At 71.3% G+C, this 14,214-nt stretch carries 13 protein-coding genes; 5 read left to right on the top strand and 8 right to left on the bottom strand.

Going from position 1 to position 14,214, the window contains the following annotated elements; all coding sequences use genetic code 11:
• A partial coding sequence (locus ACZ516_RS32590; protein ID WP_469013235.1) for a beta-ketoacyl synthase N-terminal-like domain-containing protein occupies positions 1-295 on the bottom strand: 295 nt, incomplete at its 3' end.
• Positions 296-826: 531 nt separating this feature from the next.
• On the opposite strand from ACZ516_RS32590, the gene ACZ516_RS32585 reads away from it, so the two are divergent.
• Positions 827-2,422, top strand: coding sequence for an NDP-hexose 2,3-dehydratase family protein (locus ACZ516_RS32585; protein WP_469013233.1), 1,596 nt, complete (start codon positions 827-829; stop codon positions 2,420-2,422).
• 22 nt (positions 2,423-2,444) lie between these two features.
• Complete coding sequence (locus ACZ516_RS32580) at positions 2,445-3,431, top strand: Gfo/Idh/MocA family protein (RefSeq protein WP_469013232.1); 987 nt, start codon at positions 2,445-2,447, stop codon at positions 3,429-3,431.
• Positions 3,432-3,662: 231 nt separating this feature from the next.
• Here ACZ516_RS32580 and ACZ516_RS32575 read toward each other — a convergent pair whose 3' ends face one another.
• The 5 genes from ACZ516_RS32575 to ACZ516_RS32555 form a co-directional block, all read right to left on the bottom strand.
• On the bottom strand, positions 3,663-4,112 hold the full coding sequence (locus ACZ516_RS32575; protein WP_469013229.1) for an ATP-binding protein: 450 nt from the start codon (positions 4,110-4,112) through the stop codon (positions 3,663-3,665).
• A gap of 238 nt (positions 4,113-4,350) precedes the next feature.
• The gene (locus ACZ516_RS32570; protein WP_469013227.1) at positions 4,351-5,598 is read right to left on the bottom strand and encodes a peptidoglycan-binding protein; all 1,248 of its coding nucleotides are present in this window, start codon (positions 5,596-5,598) and stop codon (positions 4,351-4,353) included.
• Positions 5,599-5,763: 165 nt separating this feature from the next.
• Positions 5,764-6,564, bottom strand: coding sequence for a hypothetical protein (locus tag ACZ516_RS32565; RefSeq protein WP_469013226.1), 801 nt, complete (start codon positions 6,562-6,564; stop codon positions 5,764-5,766).
• A gap of 3 nt (positions 6,565-6,567) precedes the next feature.
• Positions 6,568-7,080 (bottom strand): signal peptidase I, encoded by a 513-nt coding sequence (locus ACZ516_RS32560; RefSeq protein ID WP_469013223.1) that lies wholly within the window; start codon positions 7,078-7,080, stop codon positions 6,568-6,570.
• A gap of 125 nt (positions 7,081-7,205) precedes the next feature.
• A complete protein-coding gene (locus tag ACZ516_RS32555) occupies positions 7,206-7,856 on the bottom strand; it encodes a hypothetical protein (protein ID WP_358588341.1) in 651 nt (216 codons plus the stop codon).
• Between the two features lie 449 nt (positions 7,857-8,305).
• On the opposite strand from ACZ516_RS32555, the gene ACZ516_RS32550 reads away from it, so the two are divergent.
• The 3 genes from ACZ516_RS32550 to ACZ516_RS32540 all read left to right on the top strand — a co-directional run bounded on the left by ACZ516_RS32550 (position 8,306) and on the right by ACZ516_RS32540 (position 12,649).
• A complete protein-coding gene (locus ACZ516_RS32550) occupies positions 8,306-9,187 on the top strand; it encodes a MurR/RpiR family transcriptional regulator (protein ID WP_361076727.1) in 882 nt (293 codons plus the stop codon).
• Positions 9,188-9,522: 335 nt separating this feature from the next.
• Positions 9,523-11,928, top strand: coding sequence for a hypothetical protein (locus ACZ516_RS32545; protein ID WP_469013220.1), 2,406 nt, complete (start codon positions 9,523-9,525; stop codon positions 11,926-11,928).
• Positions 11,915-12,649, top strand: a complete 735-nt coding sequence (locus ACZ516_RS32540) for a response regulator (protein ID WP_469013217.1) — start codon at positions 11,915-11,917, stop codon at positions 12,647-12,649. The genes ACZ516_RS32545 and ACZ516_RS32540 overlap by 14 nt, the downstream gene beginning before the upstream one ends.
• Positions 12,650-12,678: 29 nt before the next feature.
• Here the strand turns inward: ACZ516_RS32540 and ACZ516_RS32535 are convergent, their stop codons facing one another.
• Together ACZ516_RS32535 and ACZ516_RS32530 are read right to left on the bottom strand one after the other, a co-directional pair.
• Complete coding sequence (locus tag ACZ516_RS32535) at positions 12,679-13,044, bottom strand: hypothetical protein (RefSeq protein ID WP_469013215.1); 366 nt, start codon at positions 13,042-13,044, stop codon at positions 12,679-12,681.
• A gap of 201 nt (positions 13,045-13,245) precedes the next feature.
• On the bottom strand, positions 13,246-14,184 hold the full coding sequence (locus ACZ516_RS32530) for a C40 family peptidase (protein WP_469013213.1): 939 nt from the start codon (positions 14,182-14,184) through the stop codon (positions 13,246-13,248).
• Positions 14,185-14,214: the final 30 nt, after the last annotated feature.

Genomic DNA, 14,214 nt, shown 5'->3' with positions numbered 1-14,214 from the left:
CCTCACGCGGCGAAATACCAAAAAACCCCGGATCAAAACCATCCACCCGATCCAAAAACCCACCCCACCACGAACCCTCAACACCCACCCGACCAGCAGGCGCCTCCGAAACCGCATCCACCCCACCCCGCAACAAACCCCAAAACTCACCCGGACCCGACGCACCAGGAAAACGACACGACACACCAACAACAGCTACAGCGTCATCCCGCACCAAACCAGCATCCGACAACACGATCGACGGCCCCCGCTCGGTCGAAAAAAGCGTCACACTAAATCCATCACCGGCAGTCAAGGATGGATGGAATGACGAATGAAAACTGGGTCAAAGGAAGCTCGGACCACGCCCACAAGATCGTCGAGCGCACCCCCGGCCATCCTGATCGAAAGTGATCACGCTCGGCACCCCACACCCCTGTGAGGTCAGTCACAGGCCTCCGTAGGAGCGGTTTATGCACAGGTCAGGCCATGGACGGGGCCCACTCAGGACGGCGCGGGAGGGTCTCCGACGGTGCTCCGTCGCGCAGCGGGACGGGGCCCCGGGACCGCAGGCGCGCGAGCCCTAAGGCACGTCGACGACGGCGCGCGCACGACCCCGTAAGTGCCGGTGACACCCGTGGACAAACCGGGCGGCGGCGTCGGCGGAAACGTCCCGCGCCGGAACCTACCGTTCAAGGGAATTCGCCCCGCTCACACCCCGAACGACCCGCAGGATAAAAGCGGCCGCGCGCTATGACGGTAGTGTGGCGCTCGGACTTGATCAAGGCTTGACATGACCAATTTCGTAGATCATCCTGACGCAACGCAGTAGTCGGGACATCAGTCCATGATGTACCGCACGTCACAAAATCGAACCGGTGTGACCGGGCCACGGGGGGCCGTCTACCGCTTTGCGGCTGACAGCCGTTTGCGGAGCCCGCACGCCTTTCCGGGCTCCATCGCGCCTCCGATGGTGTTCCGAGTCGACCTCCGTACCGCATCTCCCGGTACCGGTCGCCTGATCCGGGAGAAGATGGCAGAAGTGGGCGAATCAATGGGTTCGTTTTCGGCGACCGGGGACGAGGTCACGTCGCCCGAAGAATTCCGGTCATGGTTCGCCGATCGCCAGCGGTCGAATCGGCTGACGGTGGACCGCATTCCCTTCGACAGGCTGGCCGGATGGGGATTCGACGACAGCACGGGGAATCTACGTCACACCAGCGGGCGTTTCTTCTCGGTCGAGGGCCTCCAGGTACGGACGGATCACGCGTGGTTCGGCAGCTGGACCCAGCCCATCATCGTCCAGCCGGAAGTCGGAATTCTCGGGCTGCTGGTCAAGAAGTTCAACGGCGTGCTGCACGTCCTGATCCAGGCCAAGCACGAGCCCGGCAACATAAGCGGCCTCCAGCTCTCCCCGACAGTTCAGGCGACCCGTAGCAACTACACCCGAGTTCACCGGGGCAGCGGCGTCAAGTATCTGGAGTACTTCACCTCGCGTCGGCGCGGCCGGATCCTCGTCGATGTGCTGCAATCCGAGCAGGGTTCCTGGTTCCTGCACAAGCGGAACCGCAACATGGTGGTCGAGGCCCTGGACGACGTGCCGTTGGACGACGACTTCTGCTGGCTCAGCCTCGCCCAACTGCGGGAGCTCCTGCTCACTCCGCACATGGTGAACATGGACACGCGTACGGTGCTGTCCTGCTTCCCGTCGGACGTGTCGCCCCACGCGGACGGAGTGCCGGCCCCGGTGGATCCGTTCGCCGCCGCCGTCACACAGTCCCTGGCCGATGACTCCGCCGCGCTGCACGACATGCGCGAGATCCTCAGCTGGCTGACGGATGTCCGGTCCCAGCGGGAACTGGTACAGCAGCGCGTCCCCTTGAAAGAGACCGAACGCAGCGGCTGGCGGCGCGACGAGGACTCCATAGCCCACGAGCACGGCGACTTCTTCCGTGTCATCGGGGTGAGTGTCCAGGCCAGCAGCCGCGAGGTCTCATCGTGGACCCAGCCGCTGCTGGCCCCCACCGGTCCCGGCCTCGCCGCCTTCGTCACCAAACGGATCAACGGCGTGCTGCACGTCCTGATCCAGGCCCGCACCGAGGCCGGTTCCCTCAACGGACCCGAGATGGCGCCGACCGTGCAGTGCCGGCCGTCCAACTACCAGTCGGTCCCCCACGAGCACCGGCCGACGTACCTGGACTACGTACTGTCGGCCGAACCGGAGCGCATTCGGTACGACACCGCGCAGTCCGAGGAGGGAGGCCGCTTCCACCACGCCGAGAACCGCTACGTCGTGGTGGAGGCCGAGGAAGACTTCCCGGTCGAGATGGACCAGGACTTCCGCTGGCTCACCCTGCACCAGCTCCTCGCCCTGCTGCCCCACAGCAACTACCTCAACGTAGAAGCCCGTAGCCTCGTCGCCTGTATTCAGGCGCTGCGCTGAGCACGGCCCGAAGGGAAACCGCATGTCCTCGTCCCGCCTACGATTCGGAGTGCTCGGCGCGGCCGACATCGGCCTGCGCCGCACCATCCCGGCGCTGATCGCCGACCCGGACATCGACGTGACCGCGATAGCCAGCCGGGACGCGGCCAAGGCCGCCCGGTTCGCCGAACGGTTCGGGTGCGAGGCGGTCACCGGCTATGACGCGCTGCTGAGCCGCGACGACATCGACGCGGTGTACATCCCGGTGCCGGTGATGCTGCACACGGAATGGGTGGAGGCCGCGTTGCTCCGGGGCAAACACGTCCTGGTGGAGAAGCCCCTGGCCGCCACCCGCTCGCGCACCGAGGAGCTGATCGACCTCGCCCGGTCCCGCGGCCTGGTCCTGATGGAGAACTTCACGTCGCTGCATCACGCGCAGCACGCCGCCGTCATGAAGCAGCTGGGTGAGGGCGCGATCGGCGAACTACGCTCCCTCTCCGCGGCCTTCACCATCCCTCCCAAGGCGGAGGGCGACATCCGATACCAGCCTGACGTCGGCGGTGGCGCTCTGCTCGACATCGGCATCTATCCGCTGCGGGCCGCACTGCACATCCTCGGCCCCGAACTCGAGGTCGTCGGCGCGGTGTTGCGCCACGAGCGGCGCCGCGACGTGGTGCTCTCCGGCCATGTGCTGCTCACCACGCCGCAGGGCGTGGTGGCAGATCTGGCCTTCGGCATGGAGCACGCCTACCGCGCGGAGTACACCCTCTACGGCACCGCCGGCCGTCTCCGTCTCGACCGGGCTTTCACTCCGCCGGAGACCCACCTGCCGCGGTTGGAGATCACCCGTCAGGACACCAACGAGGTGCTCACCCTGCCGGCAGACGCCCAATTCGCCAACCTGGTCCGCCAGTTCGCCCTCTCCGCGAGGCGAGACACCGGCCAACTCGCGCGGCACCACGCGGACGCCGTCCTCCAGGCCGACCTCGTCGAGCGGGTCATGGACGCGGCACGCGTCTGCCCCTGCTGATCCCACACCACCAGTCGGCGGCCGGGCGCGTGGCTCGGCTCATGGGCTTGGGGCGGACGACTCGCACCCGATCCGGCGAGTGCCCCAAGGAGCCGAACCCGATTTCCGGCTCGGTCGCGGCGACCTCTGGCTCAGCGGACGCCGCGACCGGTACACCGGTCCGCGCTGAAGCTGGGGCGACGCCACCATCTCGGTCGTACGACCGGGTGGTGGCGGACGCCTGCGGACGCCTCACGCGGCGACGCGCCCCGCAGGGTGCGCGAGGCGGGTGGCGTCCGGGGCGGGGACGGCGCCCTCGAAGGGGATGGGGTCCGCCCGGGCGTCCGCGCGGTTCCAACGCGCCTCCACGGTCTTGCCGTCGCTGCGCGGCAGCACCGTGAGCTGCCCGCACAGGCTGCGCGCGATGTGCCATCCGTAACCGCCTGAGCCGGTCACGTCCGGGACGCGGGGTGCGGGCATACGCGTGCTGTGGTCGTCCACCCGGGCGACGAGCGCGTACGGACGGGCCTGGAGGCTGAGGCGCCAGAAACCCCCGGTGTGCCGTACCGCGTTCCCCACGAGCTCACTGATCACCAGCAGCACGTCGTCCTCCCGTACCCAGGGACAGTGCCTCTTCACGTACGCGCGCGCCGCCCTCCTGGCCTCGGACACATCCGCGCGGGTGGAATCGACAACGAACACAACAGTTCCCCAATGAGTCATGGAATTCTGAGACTCTTTCAAGGATGTACGCACGAACCGGCCCGGTGGAATGGCCGTTGGTGCCCGGACGCACCGCAAAGGTGAGGGCCTTCCGGCCGTCCCGGCGAGGGCTCTTCGGTCCCGGAACGAGGAACCGGGCACGCCCGCCCAGGGTGTCCTACCGCTCCGTGTGTCCGACGCGGGCTTCCCGGCCGAGGGGTGCGCAGGGGCGGGCCCGTCAGTGGAAGAGGCGGCGCCAGGTTTCCGGGCCCGGGCAGCCGTCCGCGTCTGCGCCGCGCCAGCCCTGGGCGCGCTGGAACGCCTCGACGTTGCGGCGGTCGCTCTCCGACCAACTGGGGCCGGGGCCCACCGCGTAGTGCTGTCCGAACCCCTTCTTCACCAGTTGCCGCCCGAGTTGGGTCACGAACGAATTGGACTGTCCCGGACGGAAGGCTCCGCGCCCGGGGAAAGCGGGGACACCGTCCACCGTCCCGCCGCCGCCCGATGCCGCCGGGATGTCGTGGCCGGTTCCGTTGGCCAGGAGCCGCCAGGTGCCCGGCCCCGGTATGCCGTCCGCCTCCGCGCCGTGCCAGCCCTGGGCGCGCTGGAACGCCGCGGTGGCCTGCTGGTCGGCCTGCCCCCAGGACGGCCCGGGGCCGACGGAGTAGAAGCGCGCGCCGCCGCGCTGTACGAGCAGTTCGCCCAACTGGGTTATGTAGGCGTTGTGTTGGCCGGGGCCGAAGACGCCCGCGCCGGGGAAGGCGCCCTGGGCGGGCCGCGCCGGGGCGCCTCCGCCGCCCTGGCCACCGCCACCGCCCTGGCCACCGCCGCCGGCCGCGACCGCCCGCGAGCGGTAGGCCACGTACCCCGAGGTGTGGTTCCAGTACGGGAAGGGGGTCACCCGCCGCAGCGCGTGGGGCGGGGTCAGTTCGTAGGCGACGTAATGGGTGCGGGTGGCGTCCGTCCAGCCGCCGAAGAGCACGACATGTGAACCGTGAACGGGGTTGGCCGCGTTGTGGTACAGCAGCATGTCGCCGGGCTGGAGGGCGCTCTTGCTCACCCGGACCCCGTAGGAGGCCAGGCTCCCGGTCCACTGGCTGCCGGACAGGCCCCACGCCATCGACACGAGCCCCGAGCAGTCCTGCCGGTAGCCCTCGTAGTAGCTGCCCATGCTGTACCGCACCCCGCGGTCCACCCAGTGCTGGGCGCGGCGGAGGATCTCCGCCCGGTTCCTCACCGCCCCCTGCCGGGCGGTTGCCTGTACCGCGGTGTGGCCGGCAGCCGCCGGGCCCGGCGCCGCGGCCGCGGGCTCGGCGGCGCACATCTGGACGGCGCCGGCGACGGTGGTGGTCGCCATCGCGACGATCAGCGTGCCGGTCGTGGCGCGCCCCACCCGGGCCGAACGCGCCGCGCACCGGCGCGCGTCGCAGCCGGGGCAGCCGCAGTCGGACGGGACGAGGACTTCCTCGAAGAGGGGGAGGGACATGAACACTGCTTTCGGGTGGGGGCGGGGGCACCGCCGCGCGTCCCGTGGGCAGGCGGACACGCGGGCGCGCGGGCGCGCGGACGCGCGAGAACACGGGCGCGCGAGAACACGGGCGCGCGAGAACACGGGCGCGCCGGTACGGAGCGAGGGGTACGCGGGCGGGCGTCAGGACTCGGCCGAGGCGGCGGGCGCGGCGTCGGTACCTTCCGGTGTGGTCCGGCGGCGGTTGACCAGGATGGCGGTGCCGGCGCACAACGCGCCGACGCCGAGCAGGAGCAGGCCCCACAGGCCGCCGGCGCCGGTGTGGGCGAGTGCCCCGCCGAGTGACGAGCCGCCGGTGGAGTCCGTGCCGCCGCCCGAGCCGGCGGTGGCGTCCGCCCCGGTGGCGCTGCCCGTACCGGACTCCTCCCCCTGGGCCGCCCCGGTCGCCTGGAGGGTGACGCGGGCGGTGGCACCGGCGAGGGCGGGCGGCAGGTCGGCGGGGACGGCCAAAGTCAGCTTGAGGTGGCGGGTGTCGCGGGCGGGGACCGTACGGGCGCCGCCCAGTCCGGCCGGCTTGGCCAACGACGTGCCGAAGGAGGAGAGTTGGACTTCGCGGCCGCCGCACTTTCCGTTGCTCCAGGCGATCGAGCATTCGCGTACACCGGCGACCAGGCCCCCGCCGTCGGTGAGCCGGCCGGTGCCCCACAGCCGCAGCGACTGCGCCAGCGGGGCGCTGTGGGCGGAGACCACGTCGAGGTAGCGGTCCACCTGGTCGCCGGGGTGCAGGCCAAGGGTGTCGGCCGTCCAGGAGACGCCGGGCCCCGAGCGGACGTAGACCAGTTGCGGGCTGCCGGCGGACCCGTCGTGGCCGGCGGCCGCGGCCGGCACCGCAGCGCCCAGTACCGCCAGCGCCCCCAGGGCCGCCGCCGCGCCCCTCCGCGCGGCCGGGCGCACCGGCCGCTTCTCATGCCGTGCGAGACGCACGCTTCACGCTCCTCGATTGTGTCGTCCACTGCTCCGGGGCACGAGCCGCCGCGCGCCCCAGCCCAGGAAGTACAAGCCCAGCAGCGCACCGCCGAGCGCGACCGGCCCGGCCTGATGCGCGGCCTTGGCCACCGTCCCGACGTGGGGGACGACCGCGACGACCCGGGCGTACTCGCCGGGGCCCGAGAGGTCGACCTTCCAGGGGTCGGGGCCCGGATTGGCATCGCCCTTGGTCGTGAGCACCCGCCCCGCCGCGTACTGATCGATCGCGGTGACCCGGTGCAGAACGGGCCGGCCGTCCTTGGGCGTCCACGGCTGCGGGGGCCGGAACACCAGGACCTGGCCGGTCCGGATGTCATCGGGAGCGAGGGGCCTGGTCACCGCCAGCGAGCCGGGCGGCATACCGGGCCGCATCGACGGGGTGAGCACGGGTACGAACCGGACGCCGTATGCCAGCCAGGCGATGCCGGCGGCCAGCGCGCCGAGCGCCAGGGCCGTGACCAGCAGGGTCATCATGGTCCTGAACGCTCGGCGGGCCATCCGCGCCGCGGTGGTACGAGCCACCGCGGCGCGGGGAACCGGGGGCGGGCCTGAGGCCGCTCGATGCCCGCCCCCGGAGTTCCGTGCCGTGAGGCCGGTCATCACTTCCCGTCGGCGGACGGGGTACCGCTGCCGGTGAAGCCGAAGGAGATCGACTTGATGGTCTGGTCCTTCACCTGGTCCCAGTTCTTCTCGGTGCCGTCCTTGAGGTGGACGTGCAGCGTCACCGGGAGCTCGTTGCCGCCGTCGTGCGTCAGCTTTCCGCCGGGCAGGGCGGAGAGGGAGACCGGGAGCGTGGTCTTCTTGGCGATGTCCGCGGCCGAGAGGCCGGACGCCACACGCCGGCCGTCCGCGTCGACGTCGACGACCAGCTGCTTGGCCAGGCCCTCGTTCGCGTCGGTCTTGGCGTAGTTGACCTTCAGACCGACCGTGTCGATGTCGGTCTTGCCGCCGGCGGTCAGCTTGACGGTGGTCTGCGCGCCTTCGCCGTCGTTGGCCATCTTGGCGTTGGTCAGCTCGTCGGCCAGGTCGGCGCGCTGGTGGCCGTTGACCAGCAGCGAGACGTCGGCGTTGGTGTCGGGGTCGGGACCGTTCTGCGTAGTGGTGCCGAAGAGGCCGGAGGTCGCCAGGCCGGTGGAGGTGCTCAGTGCGTAACCACCCGCGGCGAGGAGGCCCGCGCCGGCCAGTACGGCGACACCGGCGATGGCCTTCTTCTTGCGCGAGGCCGGCTTGGTGTTCTTCTCAGTTTCCACAGGATCCCAACTTCTTTTTGTGCAGGGGTTTTGATTGGAGGCTTTTCGCCGGAGGCGCACGGAGGTGAGGTGACATGCGCCTCCGGCGAGGGAGCGGGCCGGCCGAGGTCACCCTCTTCGATGCCCGCCCCGCTGGGGCCCGGCGCCAGGAAGCGCGGCACCAGGGCCGTCACGTCAGGATTTGCGGTTTATGTCCGCAGATCCGGCGTTCGGGAACCATTAGAGACGCGAAGATCATTGCAGTCAAATCCATACGCAACGATTGTGGCGTGCGGAACGCTCAGGAGCGCAGGCGGAGGTGCAACGGTTGTTGCGTCGGGTCGCGAGCGGGATGCGAGCGGGATGCGAGCCTGGGATCGGGCTTCGGCGTCGCGCACCGCCATGCCCTGCTGCCCCGGCCCGTAGACTGAGGGCGCACATCCGTGCCGCGGCGCGGCCCCAAAGTGGAGGTGGGAAGGTCGCTCCAGGTACGTATCGCGGAGCAGCTGGCGAAGTTGCCGCGCGGCAGCCAGGCTGCCCGGGTCCTCGAAGTCGTCCAGACCAACCCGCAGTTCGCCTCCTACGCCTCCGCGCGTGACATGGCCCAGCGGGCCGGCGTCAACGCCTCGACGGTCACCCGCGCGGCCCGCCAGATGGGGTTCGGCGGCTGGCCCGACCTCCAGCTGGAGGTGCGCAGCCAGTACCTCTCCGCGTTGTCGACGCCGGAGCTGCTCGACCGGCACTCCACCGAGATGACCGAGACCCCGGCGCGGGCCGCGCTCCATCAGGACGCCGACCATTTGTCGCGGATGGCGCACAGCCTGGATCCGGACGAGATCAAGGCGCTCGCGGCGGCCATCATGGCGGCGCCGCGCACTCTGGTAGCCGCGTCCGGCAGCTTCGCCGCGCCGGCCATCGTGCTGTCCTACGTCGGTACGGGCATGGGGTTCGACCTGCGCCTGGAGACCCAGGCCGGGACGGAGCGGGTGACGCAGCTGGTGGGCCTGCCCCCGGGCGGCTGCTTGGTGATCTTCAACTTCTGGCGCACCCCGCGCGAGCTGATCACGATGGCGCAGGCCGCGTCGCGCCGCGATCTCACGGTCTGCCTCGTCACCGACCGCCGCACCAGCCGGCTCGCGCAGGTCGCCGATGTCGTGGTGGCCATCCCCAGCGAGAGCACGTCGATCTTTCCCACCCTGACGCCGGCGGTCGCCGTCAGCCAGGCCGTGCTCGCCGAACTCGCCGCCGGCCGCCCCGAGCAGGCCGCCCGTGCGACCAGCGACATCGAAGCGCTGTGGGGCGACATGGATCTCATGGCCCCGTCGACCGTGGTGCCCGACCCGGGCCAGTGAGCGGTGCGGGGCGGTGATCGCCCCGACAGCCCTCCCCGCCCCCTCTTCCCGCCGTTCGATCGTTACGTGCTGCGCTTATTTTGGTGCGCGCTCGCAGATGTGCAACGATTGCAGCAACCCGGGGGCATGACCCTGGGCGAAGTACGCGCGAAACGCACCGCTCTCGTCGCAGGGCGGTGCTCCGGCAGCGCCCGGGTGGCCGCTCGTACCCAGGCCCTGCCGCACCGCGCCCCGCCGCCGTGCCCAGGCGGCGGACCTCACCAGGGCCTCTCCACCACGGGTCTCCCCCACGGGCCGCGCCGTACCGCCGCCTCATACGAAGGAGCGACAGCAGCATGAAACATCACGGAGAGGCGGAAACCGCCCGGAAGACGGCTCCCCGCCGCCCGCGGCACGCCCGACCGCACCGGGCCCCGTCCGCGACGAGCCTGGGCACCGCCACCGCGCTCGCCCTCCTGCTGACCAGTGCCACGGCCGCGCCCGGCCACGCCGCGCCGATGGTGACGGCGACGGCCAGCGCCGTCACCGGCACCTTCGGCTCGGCGGACACGCCCGGCTCCCGTGTGGTCGCTCCCGTGATCACCCGGCCCGCGGACGGCTCCACCGTGCAGGTGGGCCGGCGCAGCCCCCGGATCAACTTCGCCGGCACCGGCGAGCCCGGCGCCACCCTGGCGTTGCAGTACCGCCCGGCGCACGCCGCGAGCTGGAAGACGCTGACGAGCTTCACCGGCCTCGTCGGCCCGGACAGGAAGTGGGCGGTCACCTCCCGCTTCGCCGCCGGCGAGCTGACGGACGGCTCCTTCGAATTCCGCGTCATCCAGCAGAGCGATCAGCGGGAACGCACCTCGGAGCCGATCACCCTCACCATCCACTTCGGCATTCAGCCGGCCCAGTTCACGACGCCGCGCGAGGGGGTCTCGCTGTCCAAGGCGTTCTTCCTCGACTTCGGCGGCATCGGCGAGCCCGGCGCCCGGATCTCCCTGTCCTACGGCCCGGACCGCACACCGATGGCGCTCAGGAACAGCCCGCGGGTGGGCGCGGACGGTACGTGGGCCGCCACCGCGGAGAAGTACTCCGTTCCCGCCGGTACGCACGACATCTACGTCAGCGAGGACGCCGCACCCGGCCAGGAGGACAAGCGCACCATCACCTTCATCACCGACCGGAACGCGTCCCAGCTCCAGTGGAACGTGACGAGCACCACCACCCGGGTCCGGGCCGGCGGCACCATGCGGCTCTACGTCTGGACCAACTCCATGGACCCCGTGGGTGACGTGGCGGTCCAGCTGACGACCCAGGGCCGGCGGTTCCCCCTCGGCACGTTCACCACCAAGCCCTACGGGAACGGCACGAGTTCCGCGATCTTCGACGTGAGCGGTGTCCCCGTCCCGGTCGGCGTGCCCGCGGGCATGGCGAATCTGGTGGTGACCGACCCTCGCAACCCCGGCAACTTCGACAGCATCCCCGTCGAGATCCTGCCCTCCATGGAGCTGAAGCTGAAGCTCACCGCCAAGAACGGCGCGAGCGGGCGGGTGTTCTCGGGGACCGCACAGCCCGGCTCGACTCTCCAGTTCCAGCGCACCGACGGCAGTTGGACGGACGCCGCCGACGACACCCAGCCCTCGGCCGATGGCACGATCCATGACGAGTACCGGATCGGGGCCTCCTGGAAGGACACGTGGGACTGGGCACACCTCAAGGCCCGCCAGGTATACCCCAGCGGCGAGAGCACCCCCGCCATCGACGTCCCGGTCGAATTCCCGGCACCGTCCGTCTCCTCGGTGACCTGGTCCGGCAAGCAGGTCGTCGTCAAGGGGACCACCCTCGGTGACCAAGGCGGCAAGGGAACCGTTCAGGCCCAGGCGGCCGACGGCACCTGGTTCGACGCGGGTGGTATCAGCTCCGACGGCTCCTTCAACCTCTCCCTGGACCCGTCCCGCCTCGGCGAGACCTTCAGGGTCCGATTCGTCGACGACTGGACGAAGCGCCCCACACCGCCGTCCGCCGAACTGCGGTACCGCACGCCACTGAAGCTGAAGCTCACCGCCGAGAACGGAGACAAGAACCGGACACTGGCCGGTTCGGGGCAGTCCGGCACGGCGATACAGTTCCAGAAGCCGGACGGCAGCTGGGTGACCGCCCCCGATACCACGGCCCCCTCAGACGACGGAACGGTCGAGGACAGTTATCGCTACCCGAAGTGGAAGCCTTCCTGGGACTGGCGGAATCTGACGGCCCGCCAGCTCTACCCGAACGGCGACACCGGCCCCGCGGTCGATGTGCCCGTCGCCTTCCCGACCCCCGAAATCTCCAAGGTGGCACGCACGAAGAAGGACGTCACCGTCACCGGCACCACGCTCGGTGACGAGGACGGCAAGGGGCGCATGCAGGTCCTCGGCGCGGACGGCACGTGGTTCGACCAGGGCGGGTACTCCGGCAGCGGCTCGTTCACCCTGCACGTCGACCCCGCTAAGCTCGGCGCCACCTTCGCCGTCCGCTTCGTGGACGACTGGACCGGCAAGGCCACCCCCGCCTCTCCGGCTCAGCACACCCCCGCGCCCGCGCAGGCTCCGACCCCCGACCCCGCGCGGAGCCCGCAGTCCGCGCAGGGCTCGGATTCCACGCCGGCCCCTGAGCCGACGCTCGGCGCGCAGCCCACGCGGGCCCCCTCGCCCGCGCCCGCGCCCGCACAGACCCCCTCGCCCACGCCCACCCAGGCCACCGCCGATGACAAGCGCTGACGGCCCGATCCGGGTGTTCGTCCTCGACGATCACGAGATGGTGCGCCGCGGGGTGGCCGGTCTGCTCAACGCGGAGCCGGACCTCACGGTGGTGGGCGAGGGCGCGACGGCGCAAGAGGCGCTGGCCCGCGCCCCCGCGCTGCGTCCGGACGTCGCCGTGCTGGACGTGCACCTGCCCGACGGTGACGGCGTGGCCGTGTGCAGCGCGCTGCACAGGGCCACGCCCGGGGTGGCGTGCCTGATGCTGACCACATACGCCGACGACGAGGTGCAGCTCGACGCGCTCACGGCCGGGGCCTGCGGATTTCTGCTGAAGCAGGTACGCGGGCCGGAGCTGGTGGGCGCGGTGCGGGAGGCGGCCGCGGGGCGCTCGCTGCTCGGTCCCGGCGCGGTCGCCACGCTCATGGAACGGGTGCGCTGCGGCCGCAAGCCGAAACGGGGCCTGGACGCCTTCCCCGACCTGACCGAACGCGACCAGCAGATCCTGGAGTTGATCGGCGAGGGGCTGACGAACCGCCAGATCGGGCAGCGACTGTTCCTGGCCGAGAAGACGGTCAAGCACTATGTCTCACGGCTGTTCGACAAGCTGGGGGTGGAGCGCCGCGCCCAGGCGGCCGCCATCGCCGGGCGGGCGGCTGTTCTCATGAGGAGCGGCCGGGGGCCGTACGAGAGTCCCGGCCAGAAGCAGGGGCGGAGCCTCGTCGGCCCGCCGGTTCGCTGAGCGTGACGGCGGCCGCGGACCGGTCGCCGTCACCAGCCCACCAGCCCCATCACCGCCACGGGGATGGAGTCGATCTCCATCGGGTTGCCCGGATCGATCACCACCAGGACGGCCGCGCCGGGCGGCACATCGCCGGGAACGGCCACCCCGCTGCGGCGGAAGTGGCCGGGCCCGCCGCCCGCCCCGCCGACGCGGATCCGCGCCAGGCCGTACGTCGCACCCTGAGCCACCAGGAAGACGTCCACCGGACCGGCGGGCCGGGACGCGCCGGTCCACCCCGCGAGCGAGATACGGGCCCCCGGTCGCACCCGGGTGTCCGTCCGCGCGGCATCCCATCGCAGTCGCGGTACGACGCCCGCTCCGCTCGCGTGCTTCGATCCGGCGGAATCCGTCACGGTCGGGCCCTACCTTGCAAGTGGGTCGGAACGGCTGGCCGGCTTCGCCGGTCCGGGCCCCTACCACCGCGCACTGCTGCGCCCGTGGGGCGGCTACCACCCGTACTGCCGACGACGACGGCGGCGGACGGCGGGCAAGCGTGCTGAGGTGCGCCCGGCTCAACACCGTTCACCCCGGCGCACCCCGGCCCATCGAATCCCTCAGCCGACCCGGCCGTAGAGCGTGGGGTTGTAGTACGAGAACGAGGAGATCCGCACGGACTTGCCGGGGCGCGGGGCCTCCACATACTGGCCGCCACCGAGGTAGATCGCCACGTGGTGGATACCGGAGGGCGAGCCGTCGGAGGACCAGAAGACCAGGTCGCCGCGGCGCAGCTGCGAACGGGAGAGCTTCGCGGCGGCGCGGTACTGGGCGTCAGCGACCCGCGGCAGCGAGATGCCCGCACGGCGGTACGCCTGCTGCACCAGGCCCGAACAGTCGTACCCGTACGGGCCATTGCCGCCCCAGGTGTACGGCTTGCCGAGCTGGCCCATCGCCCAGCGGATCGCGGCCTCCGTACCGTGGCTGCCATGGCTGCCACGGTCGGCAGGCCTGGCGCGGCTCCCGGACGACGGAGCCGGGGAGCCGGTCCGGGCCGTCGAGCCGGAGCGGCCGGTGCAGGCCTCGTACTTCCACTGGTGGCTGGTCCACCACCAGCTGCCGCCCTGCTGGTACCAGTACACCCGGTCCGTGGCGTCCCAGCCGGCCCGGCCCCGGAAGGTGGGACGGGGGTTGTGACCGGCGGAGGAGGACGAGGGCGCGGGGTGCGTGACCCCGGACGCGCCGGCGCCGGACGCCGAACCGCCGGTGTGACGGAGGTACTTGTCGTAGTGGCTGGTCCAGCGCCACCAGCCGGTGGCGTCCTGATACCAGTACTTGCTGCCGTCCCAGCCGACGTGGCTCGGCGCCGGTTCGGCGGCGGCCGTGCCCGCGCCGATCATGGCGGCCGCGCCCACCGCGGCCACGACCGCGCCACGTACGGCACAGCGGGCGCGCCGTCCGCCGTGCCGTCCCCCGCCGGCCTCAGTGCCTGCCGCGCCCGCGCAGAACGCACAGGCGCAGTCCGTGGGCGTCTCCTCGGTGAATTCGGGGGTGCGCATGCGCTCACCTGCCTTCCGTGTTGCGTGGTG

The sequence above is a fragment of the Streptomyces sp. NPDC034037 genome (genome assembly GCF_055575715.1).
The sequence above is the reverse complement of the archived record's forward strand: the minus strand, read 5'-3'. Positions and strand labels throughout refer to the sequence as shown.